16 protein-coding genes are annotated in these 16,622 nt (G+C 71.0%); 10 read left to right on the plus strand and 6 right to left on the minus strand.

Features of this window, described 5'->3' with window-relative positions:
• Nucleotides 1–302 precede the first annotated feature (302 nt).
• The 3 genes from xseA (at nt 303) to ACFYV1_RS12275 (ending at nt 2,530) form a co-directional block, all read left to right on the plus strand.
• Nucleotides 303–1,511: an exodeoxyribonuclease VII large subunit gene (xseA, locus tag ACFYV1_RS12265; protein WP_389395392.1), complete on the plus strand. Its 1,209-nt coding sequence runs from the start codon at nt 303–305 to the stop codon at nt 1,509–1,511.
• A 54-nt stretch (nt 1,512–1,565) separates the two neighbouring features.
• Nucleotides 1,566–1,799 (plus strand): exodeoxyribonuclease VII small subunit, encoded by a 234-nt coding sequence (locus ACFYV1_RS12270; protein ID WP_389395393.1) that lies wholly within the window; start codon nt 1,566–1,568, stop codon nt 1,797–1,799.
• A gap of 140 nt (nt 1,800–1,939) precedes the next feature.
• Nucleotides 1,940–2,530 carry a malonic semialdehyde reductase gene (locus tag ACFYV1_RS12275; protein WP_389395394.1) on the plus strand — a complete coding sequence of 197 codons (591 nt, stop codon included), beginning with the start codon at nt 1,940–1,942 and terminating at the stop codon, nt 2,528–2,530.
• 127 nt (nt 2,531–2,657) lie between these two features.
• Here ACFYV1_RS12275 and ACFYV1_RS12280 read toward each other — a convergent pair whose 3' ends face one another.
• Nucleotides 2,658–3,233: a DUF4245 domain-containing protein gene (locus ACFYV1_RS12280; protein ID WP_389395869.1), complete on the minus strand. Its 576-nt coding sequence runs from the start codon at nt 3,231–3,233 to the stop codon at nt 2,658–2,660.
• Between the two features lie 136 nt (nt 3,234–3,369).
• Here ACFYV1_RS12280 and glpX point away from each other — a divergent pair, with 136 nt between their 5' ends.
• A complete protein-coding gene (glpX, locus tag ACFYV1_RS12285; protein WP_389395395.1) occupies nt 3,370–4,401 on the plus strand; it encodes a class II fructose-bisphosphatase in 1,032 nt (343 codons plus the stop codon).
• Between the two features lie 104 nt (nt 4,402–4,505).
• Here the strand turns inward: glpX and ACFYV1_RS12290 are convergent, their stop codons facing one another.
• Together ACFYV1_RS12290 and ACFYV1_RS12295 are read right to left on the minus strand one after the other, a co-directional pair.
• Entirely contained in the window at nt 4,506–4,859 is a 354-nt protein-coding gene (locus ACFYV1_RS12290) for a WhiB family transcriptional regulator (protein ID WP_389395396.1), read from the minus strand.
• 163 nt (nt 4,860–5,022) lie between these two features.
• On the minus strand, nt 5,023–5,712 hold the full coding sequence (locus ACFYV1_RS12295) for a DUF1707 domain-containing protein (RefSeq protein ID WP_389395397.1): 690 nt from the start codon (nt 5,710–5,712) through the stop codon (nt 5,023–5,025).
• 199 nt (nt 5,713–5,911) lie between these two features.
• On the opposite strand from ACFYV1_RS12295, the gene ACFYV1_RS12300 reads away from it, so the two are divergent.
• A complete protein-coding gene (locus ACFYV1_RS12300; RefSeq protein ID WP_389395398.1) occupies nt 5,912–7,579 on the plus strand; it encodes a fumarate hydratase in 1,668 nt (555 codons plus the stop codon).
• A gap of 245 nt (nt 7,580–7,824) precedes the next feature.
• Here the strand turns inward: ACFYV1_RS12300 and ACFYV1_RS12305 are convergent, their stop codons facing one another.
• Both ACFYV1_RS12305 and ACFYV1_RS12310 read right to left on the minus strand, forming a co-directional pair.
• The gene (locus ACFYV1_RS12305) at nt 7,825–8,007 is read right to left on the minus strand and encodes a hypothetical protein (RefSeq protein ID WP_389395399.1); all 183 of its coding nucleotides are present in this window, start codon (nt 8,005–8,007) and stop codon (nt 7,825–7,827) included.
• A 56-nt stretch (nt 8,008–8,063) separates the two neighbouring features.
• A complete protein-coding gene (locus ACFYV1_RS12310) occupies nt 8,064–8,408 on the minus strand; it encodes a hypothetical protein (RefSeq protein ID WP_389395400.1) in 345 nt (114 codons plus the stop codon).
• A gap of 163 nt (nt 8,409–8,571) precedes the next feature.
• On the opposite strand from ACFYV1_RS12310, the gene ACFYV1_RS12315 reads away from it, so the two are divergent.
• Complete coding sequence (locus ACFYV1_RS12315) at nt 8,572–8,835, plus strand: GntR family transcriptional regulator (protein ID WP_389395401.1); 264 nt, start codon at nt 8,572–8,574, stop codon at nt 8,833–8,835.
• Between the two features lie 25 nt (nt 8,836–8,860).
• Here the strand turns inward: ACFYV1_RS12315 and ACFYV1_RS12320 are convergent, their stop codons facing one another.
• Nucleotides 8,861–10,387 carry a ricin-type beta-trefoil lectin domain protein gene (locus ACFYV1_RS12320; protein WP_389395402.1) on the minus strand — a complete coding sequence of 509 codons (1,527 nt, stop codon included), beginning with the start codon at nt 10,385–10,387 and terminating at the stop codon, nt 8,861–8,863.
• Nucleotides 10,388–10,493: 106 nt separating this feature from the next.
• Here ACFYV1_RS12320 and ACFYV1_RS12325 point away from each other — a divergent pair, with 106 nt between their 5' ends.
• From ACFYV1_RS12325 to ACFYV1_RS12340, 4 genes are all read left to right on the plus strand, one after another.
• Nucleotides 10,494–11,888 (plus strand): class II fumarate hydratase, encoded by a 1,395-nt coding sequence (locus ACFYV1_RS12325; RefSeq protein ID WP_389395403.1) that lies wholly within the window; start codon nt 10,494–10,496, stop codon nt 11,886–11,888.
• A 70-nt stretch (nt 11,889–11,958) separates the two neighbouring features.
• Nucleotides 11,959–12,687, plus strand: a complete 729-nt coding sequence (locus ACFYV1_RS12330; RefSeq protein WP_389395404.1) for a DUF402 domain-containing protein — start codon at nt 11,959–11,961, stop codon at nt 12,685–12,687.
• Nucleotides 12,688–13,003: 316 nt separating this feature from the next.
• Entirely contained in the window at nt 13,004–14,896 is a 1,893-nt protein-coding gene (locus ACFYV1_RS12335; RefSeq protein WP_389395405.1) for a SpoIIE family protein phosphatase, read from the plus strand.
• 133 nt (nt 14,897–15,029) lie between these two features.
• A complete protein-coding gene (locus ACFYV1_RS12340; RefSeq protein WP_389395406.1) occupies nt 15,030–16,493 on the plus strand; it encodes a catalase in 1,464 nt (487 codons plus the stop codon).
• Nucleotides 16,494–16,622: the final 129 nt, after the last annotated feature.

Consider the following 16,622-nt stretch of genomic DNA (forward strand, 5'->3'; position numbering starts at 1 on the left):
CCGGGGACCGGCCACGGCCACGCGACGGCCGGCACCCCGGGGCCGCGGCTTCGCGCCGCCGCACGGCCGGCCGGCGCCCGGACGCGGAGGGCTCCGTGGGACGGATCCGACGACGCACGTACGCCGTCCGGAACGAGACCCGAGGCAGGGGGCCGGGCGGCGCATCACGGGCGCGTGGCACTGCGGGGCCGGGGCCGGGTGCGGCAGACCGGGCGCGGCGGGTGGGGCGGGTGGGGCGGGCGGGAAGGCCGCCGTCGTGCGAGGGCCGGGACTTGTCCGAGGGTGCCGTTACGCTCGCCCCCATGGCTCTCAACACGTCCGCGGAATCTCCTCTGCCGGTCGGCGAGGTGTCACGGCTCATCGGCGGCTGGATCGACCGGCTCGGGGCGGTCTGGGTGGAAGGGCAGATCACCCAGCTGTCGCGGCGCCCCGGGGCGGGTGTCGTGTTCCTGACGCTGCGCGATCCGTCGCACGACATCTCGGTGGGCGTCACCTGTTTCCGGCAGGTCTTCGACGCCGTCGCCGACGTGGTGGCGGAGGGCGCCCGCGTCGTCGTGCACGCCAAGCCCGAGTGGTACGCGCCCCGGGGGCAGCTGTCGCTGCGGGCGGTCGAGATAAAGCCGGTCGGCGTCGGCGAACTGCTGGCCAGGCTCGAGCAGCTGAAGCAGACCCTCGGCGCGGAGGGGCTGTTCGCGCCGGAGCGGAAGAGGCCGCTGCCGTTCCTGCCGCACCGGGTGGGTCTGGTGTGCGGGCGGGCGTCCGCGGCCGAGCGCGACGTGCTGGAGAACGCGCGCCGCCGCTGGCCGCATGTCCGCTTCGAGGTCCGCAACGTCGCCGTGCAGGGCGTGCACGCCGTGACGCAGGTGGTCCAGGCCGTCAAGGAGCTGGACGGTCTGGACGACGTGGACGTGATCATCGTGGCGCGCGGCGGCGGCAGCGTGGAGGATCTGCTGCCGTTCTCGGACGAGCAGCTGGTCCGGGCGGTGGCCGCCTGTTCGACACCGGTCGTCTCCGCGATCGGTCACGAGCCGGACTCCCCGCTGCTGGACCTGGTGGCCGATCTGCGGGCCTCGACTCCCACCGACGCGGCGAAGAAGGTCGTGCCTGACGTGGGCGAGGAACTGGACCGTGTCCGGCAGCTGCGGGACCGGGCGCTGCGCACCGTGCAGGGGCAGCTGGACAGGGAGGAGCGCGGGCTGGCGCACGCGCTGGCCCGCCCGTGCATGGAGCGCCCGCAGCGGATGGTGGACGAGCGGGAGTCCGAGGTGGACGCCCTGGTCGCCAGGAGCAGGCGGGTCCTGGGGCATCTGCTGGACCGCGCCGAGTCGGAACTGGCCCACACCCGTGCCCGGGTCGTCTCGCTCTCGCCGGCGGCGACGCTGGAGCGGGGGTACGCGGTGCTCCAGCGCGCGGACGGGGCGGTGGTGCGCTCGGCCGAGGAGGTCGGCGCCGGGGATCCGCTGAGGGCGCGGGTCGCGGAGGGCGAGTTCTCCGTCCGGGTCGCCGAGTGACACCGGCGCCGAGCGCCGGTTCCGTTGTCGTACCTCTTGCATAGGGTGGATCGCATGGCTGCCAAGACGGAAGAGGCCGCGCTCGGTTACGAGCAGGCGCGGGACGAGCTGATCGAGGTCGTACGCCGGCTGGAGGCCGGTGGCACGACGCTCGAGGAGTCGCTGGCGCTGTGGGAGCGCGGCGAGGAGCTGGCGAAGGTGTGCCGCCACTGGCTGGAGGGTGCCCGGGCGCGGCTGGACGCGGCGCTGGCGAAGCCGGAGGGGGACGGGGCCGCCGACGCCGAATAGGAGCGTGGGCGAGCCCGGCCGGAGACCTTCCCGCACACCCCTGTGAGGCGGGTCACATTCCGCATATAGTTGAAATTTAATCCACTGGGGTGGGGTTGGAAGCCCTCGTAAGGCTTTTCCAGCACGTGGAAGGTACGTCTATGTCCATCGTTCTTGACCCCGCCGCCCAGGACCTCCTCTTCCGTGAGGCCCGCACCGCCAACACGTTCACCGACGAGCCGGTGACCGAGGAGCAGGTCCAGGCGATCTACGATCTGGTCAAGTTCGGCCCGACCGCCTTCAACCAGAGCCCGCTGCGGGTCGTGCTGGTGCGCTCCGCCGAGGCCCGTGAGCGCCTCGTGGGGCACATGGCCGAGGGCAACCAGGCCAAGACCGCCGCCGCTCCGCTGGTCGCGATCCTGGCCGCCGACAACGAGTTCCACGAGGAACTGCCGTCCCTGCTGCCGCACTTCCCGCAGGCGAAGGACATGTTCTTCAGCGAGCGCCCGGTCCGTGAGCAGGCCGCCGCGATGAACGCCGCCCTGCAGGCCGCGTACTTCATCATCGGCGTCCGCGCCGCGGGCCTCGCCGCCGGCCCGATGACCGGACTCGACTTCGCGGGCCTCCAGAAGGAGTTCCTGGACGACGACCACACCCCGCTGATGGTCGTGAACATCGGCAGGCCGGGCGAGGACGCCTGGTTCCCGCGCTCCCCGCGCCTGTCGTACGAGGACGTCGTCACCACCGTCTGACAGCGCCCTCCGACGGCGCCGCGAGCCCGCCGGGCACGCACGAAGGCCGCCGCACCCTTCCGGGCACGCACAAAGGCCGCCGCACCCTTCCAGGTGCGGCGGCCTTCGCCGTTCTCGCGCGGGGCCGTCAGGAACCGGCGGACGACTTCGCCGACGGCGTGGCCGACGCCCCGCCGTCCGTGCCGCCCGGCTTCTCGGACCGCAGCGCCGCGGCCATCTCCGCCAGCCGCTCCGGCGGCGCCGTACCGGTGACCACCGTCGTCGCGCCGTCGGCCGTCAGCACGAGGGCGTCGTACTTGGGGCCCTCCCAGTACTGCCAGGTCTCACCGGCCACCTGCCGCGTCCGCTCCGTCTTCACGGCCTGGTGGGTGACCCGGGCCACGTACTTGTCGGCGGGCCGGGCGGTGGACTGCTCCACCGCGACGTACTGGTTGTCCGGGTCGAGGAAGCCGAGGTGCCACGCGTGGGCGTTCTCGCGCTCGAACGTGACGGACGTCGCCCGCCACTCCTTGCCGAGCCCCTCGGGCGCCAGCACCGGGTACGGTGCCGCCCGCTGCGCCGTCACCAGCTCGACGCGATAGTCCTTCGTCCTGATCGGGTCCTTGTTCTCGTCGTGCGGCACGAGCATGTAGATGCCCGCCACCACGACGCCGATCACCGCCATGGACTGGAACATGCCACGGATCGTCTGCTTGCCTCGCATACCTGCCACGCCCCCCATGTTCGCATCCGGGGGATGTGCTCAAACGTGGCCCCCTCTGCTCATTTTGTCGACGTACCGATAGAGTCGCCCCACCCTCTTTATTTACGGCCGTCGTCGTACAGAAAGGTGCGCTCCGATGACCGAGAATCATCTGCCGTCCCCGCTGGAGGTCTCCCCCGAGGCCCCCGACCGCAACCTGGCCCTCGAGCTCGTCCGGGTCACCGAGGCCGCCGCCATGGCCGCCGGCCGCTGGGCCGGGCGCGGCGAGAAGAACGGCGCCGACGGCGCCGCGGTCAAGGCCATGCGGACCCTCGTCTCCACCGTCTCCATGAACGGTGTCGTCGTCATCGGCGAAGGCGAGAAGGACGAAGCCCCGATGCTGTTCAACGGCGAGCGGATCGGCGACGGGACCGGCGCCGAGTGCGACATCGCCGTCGACCCGATCGACGGCACGACGCTGGCGGCCAAGGGCATGCCCAACGCCATCGCCGTGCTGGCCGCCGCCGACCGCGGCACCATGTTCGACCCGTCCGCCGTCTTCTACATGGACAAGCTGGTCACCGGCCCGGAGGCGGCCGACTACGTCGACATCGACGCCCCCGTGTCCGTCAACATCCGTCGCGTCGCCAAGGCGAAGCACTCGTCGCCCGAGGACGTCACCGTCGTCATCCTCGACCGTGCGCGCCACGAGGGCATCGTCAAGGAGATCCGCGAGACCGGCGCGCGGATCAAGTTCATCTCGGACGGCGACGTCGCCGGCTCGATCATGGCCGTCAAGGAGGGCACCGGCGTCGATCTGCTGCTGGGCATCGGCGGCACTCCGGAGGGCATCATCTCCGCCTGCGCGATCAAGTGCCTGGGCGGCGTGATCCAGGGCAAGCTGTGGCCGAAGGACGACGCGGAGCGGCAGCGCGCGCTGGACGCCGGCCACGACCTCGACCGCGTCCTGAGCACCAACGACCTGGTCTCCGGCGAGAACGTCTTCTTCGTCGCCACCGGCATCACGGACGGCGAGCTGCTGCGCGGCGTCCGCTACCGGGCGGAGACGGCGACCACGCAGTCCCTGGTGATGCGCTCCAAGTCGGGCACGATCCGGCAGATCGACTCGACGCACCGGCTGTCGAAGCTCCGCGCGTACAGCCAGATCGACTTCGACCGCGCGCAGTAGTCGGGCGCCCGGCCGCCACGGACCGGGCCCCGTCGGACAAACGGAAGGGGCGCCCTTGTGCGGGGGCGCCCCATATCCGTACGCGCGCTCGGCTCGGGCCGGTCTCAGGCCGCTGACGCCGACTTCTTCAGCTCCACCTCGCGGCGCCTGCGGCGGGCCAGCACCACACGGCGCTCCGCTGCGGTGAGACCGCCCCACACCCCGTACGGCTCGGGCTGGACCAGTGCGTGCTCGCGGCACTCCACCATCACCGGGCAGCGGGCGCAGACCCGCTTGGCCGCTTCCTCCCGCGAAAGCCGCTCGGCAGTCGGCTCCTTGGACGGGGCGAAGAACAGGCCCGCCTCGTCACGACGGCACACCGCCTCCGCATGCCAGGGGCCCGCCTGGTCCTCCCGCGCAGGAATGCGCTGTTGCGGCACGGCGGCCACCTGCAGGGACTGATGCGGCAGTTGCAGCACGGTCTACTCCTGACGACGGGATTCGCGAGCGAGAGACGATGCAGCAGTCCCTACCCGCTGTGCGCACGCCTATGCACTGAGTGGCACTGAGTTCCGACGTACGGAATTGCGTATCGGCGCGTTCGGCGTGAAGGCGCCCCCCGGTTTCGTCGCCCCGGGGCCGTCAGCCGAGGTGTTTGCGCAGCCGGTGGTGGAGGTCGGAGATACGCCTGCCGCGCTTGGGCTTCGCCTCGACATTGCCGAAAACCGAGTAGCCGTTGACGACGACCACGGGCGCCTCCGGGTCCGCCGCCTCCAGCGTGACGACCTCGAAGTTGCCGAAGAAGCCGGTCCCGCTGCCGCGCAGGGAGATGTTCTCGGGGACGCGCACCTCGACATTGCCGAAGACGGACGTCGCGTTGATCACCGAGAGCCGCTGCCCGTAGAGCGCCTCGGTGAGATCGATCTCGATGTTGCCGAAGATCGAGATCGCGTTGGTCCTGCGGCCGACCCTCCAGCGGCCCTTGCGGGTCGAGCTGGAGAAGACGGCGACCAGGTTCTCCGCGGGGCCGCCGGGATCACCGGAGTCGTCGTAGGCGTGCGTGGAGGCGGTGCCGGGCCGGCGGGTCGTGGCCGGCAGATCCCGCACGATCGGCTCGAGTTCACCGACGGTCTTGGCGCGGTAGACCGCGTCGACGCGCTCCGAGTGCTCCTCGGCGTCCAGCCGGCCGTCGGCCAGCGCGTCCCTCAGGATGTCCGCGACGCGGTCGCGGTCGGCGTCGGAGGCGCGGATGGCACCGGCCTGGTCCTGCGGGACGGCGGGCTTCTGGGCCGGCTTTCCGGCCGGCTCCTGGGGCTGCTTCTCGAGGTCCACGGCACCAGCGTAGCGAAACGCGATAGATCGCGACCAGTGGCCCACGCCGCCGTTCCCGCCCGACTCAGGTCCACTTCGATCCACTCCGATCCAAGTGAGCCTTACCTCACAGGATCGGGACTCTCCGGGCGTTCTACGCTGGACGGCAGCGCCGCCAATGGAGGCGGCGCTGCCGTCTGTCGAGTGAGGAATGGCCGTAATGTCAGAGTTCAAGTACTCCGACCTGCTCCCCCTGGGAGAGGACACCACGCCGTACCGCCTGGTGACGGCCGAGGGAGTCTCCACCTTCGAGGCCGACGGCCGTACGTTCCTCAAGGTCGAGCCGGAGGCTCTGCGCAAGCTGGCCGCCGAGGCGATCCACGACATCCAGCACTTCCTGCGCCCGGCCCACCTCGCGCAGCTGCGACGGATCATCGACGACCCCGAGGCGTCGAGCAACGACAAGTTCGTCGCCCTCGACCTGCTGAAGAACGCGAACATCGCCGCCGCCGGCGTGCTCCCGATGTGCCAGGACACCGGCACCGCGATCGTCATGGGCAAGCGCGGCCAGAACGTGCTGACCGAGGGCGGCGACGAGGAAGCGCTGTCGCGCGGCATCCACGACGCGTACCTGAACCTCAACCTGCGCTACTCGCAGATGGCTCCCCTCACGATGTGGGAGGAGAAGAACACCGGCTCCAACCTCCCGGCGCAGATCGAGCTGTACGCGACCGACGGCGGCGCCTACAAGTTCCTCTTCATGGCCAAGGGCGGCGGCAGCGCCAACAAGTCCTTCCTCTACCAGGAGACGAAGGCCGTGCTCAACGAGGCGAGCATGATGAAGTTCCTGGAGGAGAAGATCCGTTCGCTCGGCACGGCCGCCTGCCCGCCGTACCACCTGGCGATCGTCGTCGGCGGCACGAGCGCCGAGTTCGCCCTGAAGACGGCCAAGTACGCGTCCGCGCACTACCTGGACGAGCTGCCGTCCGAGGGCTCGGAGCTCGGCCACGGCTTCCGCGACGAGGAGCTGGAGAAGAAGGTCTTCGAGCTGACGCAGAAGATCGGCATCGGCGCGCAGTTCGGCGGCAAGTACTTCTGCCACGACGTCCGCGTGGTGCGCCTGCCGCGGCACGGCGCCTCGCTGCCGGTCGCGATCGCCGTCTCCTGCTCGGCCGACCGCCAGGCCGTCGCAAAGATCACCGCCGAGGGCGTCTTCCTGGAGCAGCTGGAGACCGACCCGGCGCGCTTCCTGCCGGACACGACGGACGAGCACCTCGCGGACGACTCCGATGTCGTGCGCATCGACCTGAACCGGCCGATGGACGAGATGCTCGCCGAACTGTCCAAGTACCCCGTCAAGACCCGGCTCTCGCTGACCGGCCCGCTGGTCGTGGCGCGCGACATCGCGCACGCGAAGATCAAGGAGCGGCTGGACGCGGGCGAGGACATGCCGCAGTACCTGAAGGACCACCCGGTCTACTACGCGGGCCCCGCGAAGACCCCCGAGGGCTACGCCTCCGGCTCCTTCGGTCCGACGACGGCCGGCCGGATGGACTCCTACGTCGAGCAGTTCCAGGCCGCCGGCGGCTCCAGGATCATGCTGGCCAAGGGCAACCGCTCCAAGCAGGTCACCGACGCGTGCGGCTCGCACGGCGGTTTCTACCTCGGCTCGATCGGCGGCCCGGCGGCGCGGCTCGCGCAGGACTGCATCAAGAAGGTCGAGGTCGTCGAGTACGAGGAGCTCGGCATGGAGGCGGTCTGGAAGATCGAGGTCGAGGACTTCCCCGCGTTCATCGTGGTGGACGACAAGGGCAACGACTTCTTCCAGGACCCGGCCCCCGCGCCGACGTTCACGTCGATCCCGGTGCGGGGCCCGGGCCTGGCGTAGCCCTCGCAGTCGTAGTCGCCGTCGCAGTCGCAGGAGCCCCGGCCGGTGCCGGGGCTCCTTTGTGCCGCAGGATCAGCGGCGCCTCTCCGACATGACCGGAGCCGAAGCGTGGCAGGGGCAGTCGCACAGCAGGTGCCGCACTCCCGGTACGGCGCGGTCCCAGGGCACGTGATCGCGACAGCGGTCGTGGCGGCCGACGATGCAGCGCGGCGAGCGGAACGCGGGCTCGGGCACCGCCGCGCCGGTCACGGCTCCTCCCCCGTGGGCCGGCCGAAGGCACCCGCCAGCGTGTGGGCGAGGAAGGACACGGTCACCGCGTCGGCGATCTCCGGCGTCACCCACCATGCGCCTCCCGCCCCGTCGTGATGCGGTCCGTCGTGGCCCGACGCCTGGACGCAGAGCGACTTGGCGCACACCGTGTGAACCACGGCCGCTCCGGCGAACACGGACCGTCGCGCCCCGCAGCGGCCGGGCACCGCGCGGCTCATCGGACGCCCGCGACGGCGTGGATGTTCCGGTGGTCGACATCGACCCCGACCGTGGCCAGCCACAACGCCCGACGCCGCCTGCGCTGAGCGGCGGGCCCCGATCGCGCCGCGAGGTACGGCCGGACAAGGGGCGACCGGGCGCCGTCGAGGAACGTGGCCTGTTCCCGGGCATAGGGCGATCGCGGCGCGGGGACGCGGGGCGCCCGGGACCGGGGCACCGGGCGGAGCTGCGGGGACGCCACTTCCCGGTGCCTGCCGGTGGCGGGCAGCATGTGCATCAGCAGCCGGACAAGGACCGGGATCAGGACCCGGCCCAGCGCGTGCGCGATAGGGTTCCGCACGTCAGCAACTCCTTTGAAGTTGGTGGCCATGCCCCGGGAGGTCTAGCCACCTCGCCGGGGTCTTGGGTATGGCGCCCACCGTATGGCGTGATGCACCGTGATGCATCACGCTATAGCTAGAGCCACCCAAACGTGTCTTTGTATGACTATCTAGCGTTGGACCATGAGCCTTGATCCGGAGTCGGGACGCCCGCTGTACATGCAACTGGCGGACGTGATCGCCGCGAAGATCGCCACCGGCGAGTACGCGCCGGACCGCATGATCCCCACCCCCGCCCGCCTCGCCGACGAGTACGGCATCGCGCAGCTGACCGCGCGCCGCGCCATGCGTGAGCTGCGCGAACGCGGCCTCATCTTCACCGTGCCCGGCAAGGGCTCCTACGTCAGCCCCGACGCCGGCAGGAACGGCACCGCGCCCGAGGCGTAGCCCCGTCCGCGGTGCCGCGCCCCGGTCAGGCGAAGCGCTGGTTCGCCGAGCCGTCGCACGCCTGGAGCCTGATCGGCTCGTGCGCCGCGCCCTGGGTCAGGCAGACCCCGGTCGCGGACGCCGGCCGGATCGTGGCCCCGTCACGTACGAACTTCTGGTTGGTTCCGCCGTGGCAGTCCCAGACGATCAGCGCGGCGCCCGCCCGGTAGGTTCCGGCGGGCACGTCCAGGCACCGGTCCTGGGACAGTTCCGTGTGGACGGTCCCCCGCGCGGAGTCGTGCCACCAGCCCTGGTTGCGGCCGTCGTGGCAGTCCCACCCCAGCACGCCCGTGCCGTTTGCGCTCGTGGCGCCCTGCACGTCCAGGCAGTCGCCCGTCGCCGCGTTCCGCAGCGGCTGGTAGGCGTCGTCCCAGGCGTACGGGACCAGGGCCGGCCTGCCGGTCGAGTTGACGTCCGCGCAGCTCGCCTCGCGCAGACCGGAGTTGTAGAGCTGGGTCAGGCACGAGGCGAACGCCGCGTGGCCGCGGATGTTGGGGTGGAAGGACTGCCGGACCGAGTTGGAGTCCGGCGGGAAGTGGCCGAGGTCGATATAGAGGCCCCGGGCCCAGGCGTCCTGGTAGCAGACCTCGTGGCCGTGGAAGAGCCGGGAGTTGTCCAGATACACGGCCCCCGTGTCCCGCGCGGCCTCGCGCATGCCGCGCTCGAACGCGGGAACAGCGGTGTCGCGGCCCCACACGGTGTCGGAGTCGTAGCCCATCCCGCCGCAGATCAGCTTGCCGGGGAAGTCGGGGTTGTCGCGGAAGTCGGGGCCGATGGGGCTCGGATAGCCCATCACGACCAGTTTGTAGTCGGCGTCCCGGTAGCCGGCGTCGCGCATCACGGTGCGCAGGTCGCGGACGGTCTGCTCGACCTTGGGGACGAGGCCGTCGACGCGCGCCTGCCAGCCGGGCGCGTACTTGGGCTCGCAGGGTCCCTGGCTCAGGACGTAGCGGGTGACGCAGTCGGTCATGACCGGGCCGAACTGCAGGTCGTCGTTCGCGCCGGCGACGAGCAGCACCATCTTGATGCGGGTGTTGCGTGCCTTGATGGCGAGGTTGTCGCTCTGGACCAGTTCGTCGGCGTACTGCTTTGTGCCGCCGATGCGGATGTTGGGCGTCGCGGCACCGGAGCAGGAGACGTTCCAGGTGACGTCCGCCGGGATTCCGGTGCGGTGGATCGCGGCGTCGGGCGAGCGGTGACACCAGTTGTCGGGCCCGTTGGTGGGCTCCTCGTAGGTGCCGATGCCCTCGCCGGAGATCTCGCTGTCGCCGAGCGAGATCAGGCCGGTCTTGCGGTCGGCGGGCGGACGCTCGGCCGGGTCTCCGTAGAGCGCGACGGCCTCAGCCGCCCGGATCGCCTCGAGTTCGGGCGGCAGGGGTACGGCGGCCGGGGACAGGGCGGAACCGGTGGGCTCCGCGGCGGCGGGGCCTGCCGCGGCCAGGCCGCCAAGGACGGTGGCGAGTGCGGCAGCGGCCGCGAGGGTGCGTCGGAGTCTGGGAACGGTGCCTTTCATTGCGCCTCCCCGAGTTGTTGTTACTCGGGGTATTTACTGGCGGGTAGCGCAGTTGGGAATAGACGGAACAGGACAACTGCTCAACTTTTCCAGGAGGTACGACACGATGAGCGGCGCGAGCGAGTACCGGACCGAGCACGACTCCATGGGCGAGGTGCGGGTCCCCGCCCACGCCAAGTGGCGGGCGCAGACCCAGCGGGCGGTCGAGAACTTCCCCGTCTCCGGTCAGCGGCTCGAACGCTCGCACATCGAGGCACTCGCCCGCGTCAAGGCGGCGGCCGCCGAGGTCAACGCCCGACTGGGCGTGCTCGAAGCGGACATCGCGCAGGCGATCGCCGAGGCCGCGACGGAGGTCGCGGAGGGCAACTGGGACGAGCACTTCCCGGTGGACGTGTTCCAGACGGGATCCGGCACCTCCTCCAACATGAACGCCAACGAGGTCATCGCGACGCTCGCCACCGAACGGCTCGGTCGCGACGTCCACCCGAACGACCACGTGAACGCCTCGCAGTCGTCCAACGACGTCTTTCCCTCGTCCATCCACATCGCGGCGACCGCCGCCGTCACCCGCGACCTGATCCCCGCGCTGGACCACCTTGCCGCGTCGCTGGAACGCAAGTCCACCGAGTTCAGGACGGTCGTGAAGGCCGGGCGCACCCATCTGATGGACGCCACACCCGTCACCCTCGGCCAGGAGTTCGGCGGCTACGCGGCCCAGATCCGGTACGGCATCGAGCGGTTGACCGCCTCACTGCCGCGCCTGGCCGAACTGCCGCTGGGCGGCACGGCCGTGGGCACCGGAATCAACACCCCGCCCGGCTTCTCCGCCGCCGTGATCGCCGAGGTGGCCCGCGCGACCGGACTGCCGCTGACCGAGGCCCGCGACCACTTCGAGGCGCAGGGCGCACGCGACGGGCTCGTGGAGACCTCCGGCCAGCTGCGTACGGTCGCGGTCTCGCTGACCAAGATCTGCAACGATCTGCGGTGGATGGCCTCCGGCCCGCGCACCGGCCTCGCCGAGATCGCCCTGCCCGACCTACAGCCCGGCTCCTCGATCATGCCGGGCAAGGTCAACCCGGTGATCCCGGAGGCGGTGCTGATGGTCGCCGCCCAGGTCACCGGCAACGACGCCACCGTAGCGGCGGCCGGCGCGGCCGGGAACTTCGAGCTCAACGTCATGCTGCCGGTGATCGCCAAGAACCTGCTGGAATCCGTGCGGCTGCTGGCGGCCGCCTCCCGGCTGCTCGCGGACCGGACCGTCGACGGCATCACCGCCGATGCCGAACGGGCCCGTGAGTACGCGGAGTCCTCGCCCTCGGTCGTCACCCCGCTCAACAAGTACATCGGGTACGAGGAGGCCGCGAAGGTCGCCAAGAAATCGCTCGCGCAGCGCCGGACCATCCGTGAGGTCGTGCTCGAGTCCGGCTACGTGGAGCGCGGAGACCTGACCCTGGAGCAGTTGGACGAGGTACTTGACGTGCTGCGCATGACCCACCCGTGACACCGGGGCCGTGACACGGCCCGTGACAGGCGTCGCGGCACGGCCCGTTCCGTACTTCTAAGATCTGCTCATGACAGGCACGGGAGGCCCGGTACACGGCACGGGCAGGACGGACCCGCACAGAAGCGACGCGGAACGCATCGGACGATGGGAGCCCGGGGAGCACATCCTCTGGCGCTACCGCGGCCATGCCCCGGGCCCGGCGGGCCGGGCCTTCCACATCTGCCGGCCCGTGACCGTCGTCCAGGACACCGACGAGCTGCTCGCCGTCTGGATGGCACCCGGTACCGAGTGCGTGAAGCCGGTGATCGCGGACGGCACAGCCGTCCACGACGAACCGCTGGCCACCCGCTACACCGCGCCCCGCACCACCGCCCGCACCCGCTGGAGCGGCAACGGCGTGCTGAAACTGGCCCAGCCCGGCCTGCCGTGGTCGGTGTGGCTCTTCTGGGAGCACAGCTGGCAGTTCCGCAGCTGGTACGTCAACCTCGAGGAGCCCCGGACCCGCTGGTCCGGCGGCATCGACTCCGAGGACCACTACCTCGACATCTCCGTCTACCCCGACCGCAGTTGGCTGTGGCGGGACGAGGACGAGTTCGACCAGGCGCAGCGCGTCGGCCTGATGGACGCCCGCACGGCCAGGGGCGTACGGGAGGCGGGCAGGGCCGCGGTCGAGGTCATCCGGTCATGGGGCGCGCCGTTCTCCGACGGCTGGGAGCACTGGCGTCCCGACCCCACCTGGCCGGTACCGGCCCTGCCGGCCGACTGGGACCGGGTCGCGGCACGGCACGCGGCCTGAATTCGAACGGCTCGTGGCCGGTTCCGGTCGAGAACACGCTCCGGCGCATACGACCTCGTGAGACTCTTGATGCGCCCCCTGGGGGCAAACGTAGGATCGTCGTCCGCAAGGCTGCGCCGTACGAGGAAGCAGGACCCAAGGGACCAACCGCAAGTCATCGATCAGTCACAGAACGTCCATCATCACCAGTCATCACAACAGGGGGTTGAGCCGTGCCGGAAGCCCGCCACCCTGTCGACGTCACCCCCAGAGCGGGTATACCGCCTCACGAGGCGATTGCATCGCACACCCGGCCCGGACGGACGGAATCCCACGCGTGACGGAGCATCCCACCTCCCACGAAGGCCGACAGCCGCTGGCTGCGCGGTCGCAGGAACGCACCCGGCCGCGGGCGCAGGCGGCCGGGGCCTCTCCCGTGCCGGCCGGGCCGCCGCCGAAGCCGCAGCCACAGTCACAGGTGCAGCCGGCGCAGCTGCAGGCCCAGGACATCGCGGGCACGGCGAGACGTGAGGGTGACCGGCTGCGGTTCGTGGGGGCCGCCACCCGGCGGATCGCCCGCGGCATCGACCTCGACGAGATCGTCCTCGGCCTGTGCCGGGCCACCGTGCCGACCTTCTCCGACGCGATCCTGGTCTATCTGCGTGATCCCCTGCCGGTCGGCGACGAGCGGCCGGTCTCCCCGTTCATACTGCGGCTGCGCCGTGCCGACAGGCTGCGTTTAAGCGCTGACGACGCGGACCAGGGCGTGTCCGCGGTCATGCCGCTGCTCGACCTGGGGAGCGATCCCACGCCTGCGGCCGAACTGTGCGAGGTCCGCTCCGGAGGGGCGCTGTCGGAGGTGCTGCGCGGGGTGCGGCCGGTCTTCGGCGACTCCGCCGCGGCCCGGGCGGCCCTGCCCGAGCTGCTCGGCGACGGCCGTTCCGTACCGAGCGGCCACCGCGCGATACTCGCGCCGCTGCGCGGCCGCCGCCGGGTGATCGGAGCCGCGGTCTTCCTGCGCCGCCCCGACCGGCCCGCCTTCGAGCCGAACGACCTGCTGGTCGCCGCCCAGCTCGCGACCCACACGGCGCTCGGCATCGACAAGGCGGTGCTGTACGGCCGCGAGGCGTACATCGCCGACGAGCTGCAGCGCACCATGCTGCCCGACTCGCTGCCCCAGCCGACCGGCGTACGGCTCGCCTCCCGCTACCTCCCGGCGGCGGAGACGGCCCGGGTCGGCGGCGACTGGTACGACGCCATCCCGCTGCCCGGCAGCCGGGTCGCGCTGGTCGTCGGCGACGTCATGGGCCACTCCATGACATCCGCCGCGATCATGGGCCAGCTCCGTACGACCGCCCAGACCCTGGCCGGTCTGGACCTGCCGCCGCAGGAGGTCCTGCACCACCTCGACGAGCAGGCCCAGCGCCTGGGCACCGACCGCATGGCCACCTGCCTGTACGCGGTGTACGACCCGGTCTCGCACCGGATCACCATCGCCAACGCCGGCCACCCGCCGCCCATCCTGCTGCACCTGGGCGGACGGGCCGAGGTGCTGCGGGTGCCACCCGGCGCGCCCATCGGGGTCGGCGGGGTCGACTTCGAGGCCGTGGAGCTGGACGCCCCTGCCGGGGCGACGCTGCTGCTCTACACCGACGGGCTGGTGGAGTCCCGGCTGCGCGACGTGTGGACGGGCATCGAACAGCTGCGTGAGCGGCTCGCCGACACCGCGCAGCTCACCGGTCCCGACCACTCGCCGCCGCTGGAGGCCCTCTGCGACGACGTGCTCGACATGCTGGGCCCCGGCGACCGGGACGACGACATCGCCCTGCTGGCGGCCCGTTTCGACGGGATCGCACCGAGCGACGTCGCCTACTGGTTCCTGGAGCCGGAGGACGCGGCCCCGGGCCGTGCCCGCCGCCTCGCCCGGCGCGCCCTGGCCCGCTGGGGACTCGAGGAGCTCTCCGACTCGGTGGAGCTGCTGGTCAGCGAGGTCGTCACCAACGCCGTGCGGTACGCGGAGCGCCCGGTGACCCTGCGGTTGCTGCGCACCGACGTGCTGCGCTGCGAGGTGGGCGACGACTCCCCGCAGCTGCCCAGACAGCGGCGCGCGCGCGACACCGACGAGGGCGGGCGTGGCCTGTTCCTGGTGAACCGGCTGGCCAGACGATGGGGGGCGACCCGGCTCTCCACGGGCAAGGTCGTCTGGTTCGAGCTGCCCACCCGAGCCTGAGAGGGCGCCTACCCGTACGTAACAAAAGTCCGGATTGCATCCAAATGTTGCCGACGATGTGTGGTCGGAGTTGACTGGGGCACGCGGCCGAAGCGACCCGAAACCCCCAGATCGACGAAACGGGAGAACGCTCGTGACCGAGTCACCCCCGAAGGCCCCGTACACGACCAACAACGTCGGCATCCCGGTCGAGAGCGACGAACACTCCCTGACCGTGGGTGCCGACGGTCCGATCCTGCTCCAGGACCACTATCTGATCGAGAAGATGGCCCAGTTCAACCGGGAGCGGGTCCCCGAGCGTGTGGTGCACGCCAAGGGCAGTGGCGCGTACGGCTTCTTCGAAGTCACCAACGACGTCAGTCAGTTCACCCGGGCCGACCTCTTCCAGCCGGGCAGGCGCACCGACATGCTGGCCCGGTTCTCCACGGTCGCCGGTGAGCAGGGCTCCCCCGACACCTGGCGCGACCCCCGCGGTTTCGCGCTCAAGTTCTACACCGAGCAGGGCAACTACGACCTGGTCGGCAACAACACCCCGGTCTTCTTCGTCCGCGACACGATCAAGTTCCAGGACTTCATCCGCTCGCAGAAGCGCCACCCGGTGACGGGGCTGCGCAGCAACGACATGCAGTGGGACTTCTGGACCCTGTCCCCCGAGTCCGCGCACCAGGTGACGTGGCTGATGGGCGACCGGGGCATCCCCAGGACGTACCGCCACATGAACGGCTACAGCTCCCACACTTATATGTGGATCAACGGCGGCGGCGAGCGGTTCTGGGTGAAGTACCACTTCAAGACGGATCAGGGCATCGACTTCCTCACCCAGGCGGAGGCCGACGAACTGGCCGGCCACGACGCGGACAAGCACCGGCGGGATCTGTACGAGTCGATCGAGTCCGGGAACGCGCCGTCGTGGACGCTGAAGGTCCAGGTCATGCCGTTCGAGGACGCGGCCGACTACCGCTTCAACCCGTTCGACCTGACCAAGGTGTGGCCGCACGGCGACTACCCGCTGATCGACGTCGGACGGATGACGCTGAACAAGAACCCGGAGGACTACTTCATCCACATCGAGCAGGCCGCCTTCGAGCCGTCGAACATGGTGCCCGGCATCGGGCCCTCGCCGGACAAGATGCTGCTCGGCCGGCTGTTCTCCTACCCGGACACGCACCGCTACCGGATCGGCCCGAACTACGCGCAGCTGCCGCCGAACAGGCCGCGCTCCGCGGTCAATTCGTACGCCAAGGACGGACCGATGCGATTCGTGCCGTCGAACGCGTCGATGCCGTACGCGCCCAACTCGTACGGCGGCCCCGCCGCCGACTTCCACCGCTTCGGTGACCCCGCGGGCTGGGAGACGGCCGGCGAGATGGTGCGCGAGGCGTACAAGCCGCACCGCGACGACGACGACTTCGGGCAGGCGGGCACCATGGTCCGCGAGGTGCTCGACGACGCCGCCCGTGAGCGGCTGGCCTCGAACATCAGCGGCCACCTGCGGCAGGGCGTCACGAAGCCGGTGCTGGAACGGGCACTGCGGTACTGGCGGTCCGTCGACACGGACCTCGGCGACACCGTCGCCAAGAAGGTCGACGGCGGCTGACCCTCACACACACGGCGGCGGCCCCCCCCCCCGGGCCCCGGGGGGGGGCCCCCCGGGGGGGGGGGGGGCCCCCCCCGGCCCCCGGCGCACGGGTGGACCGGGCGGGCGGGCCGGGCACGCAGCCCCCCC

This window comes from Streptomyces sp. NPDC003023 (assembly GCF_042888225.1).
Classification (GTDB): Bacteria; Actinomycetota; Actinomycetes; order Streptomycetales; family Streptomycetaceae; genus Streptomyces.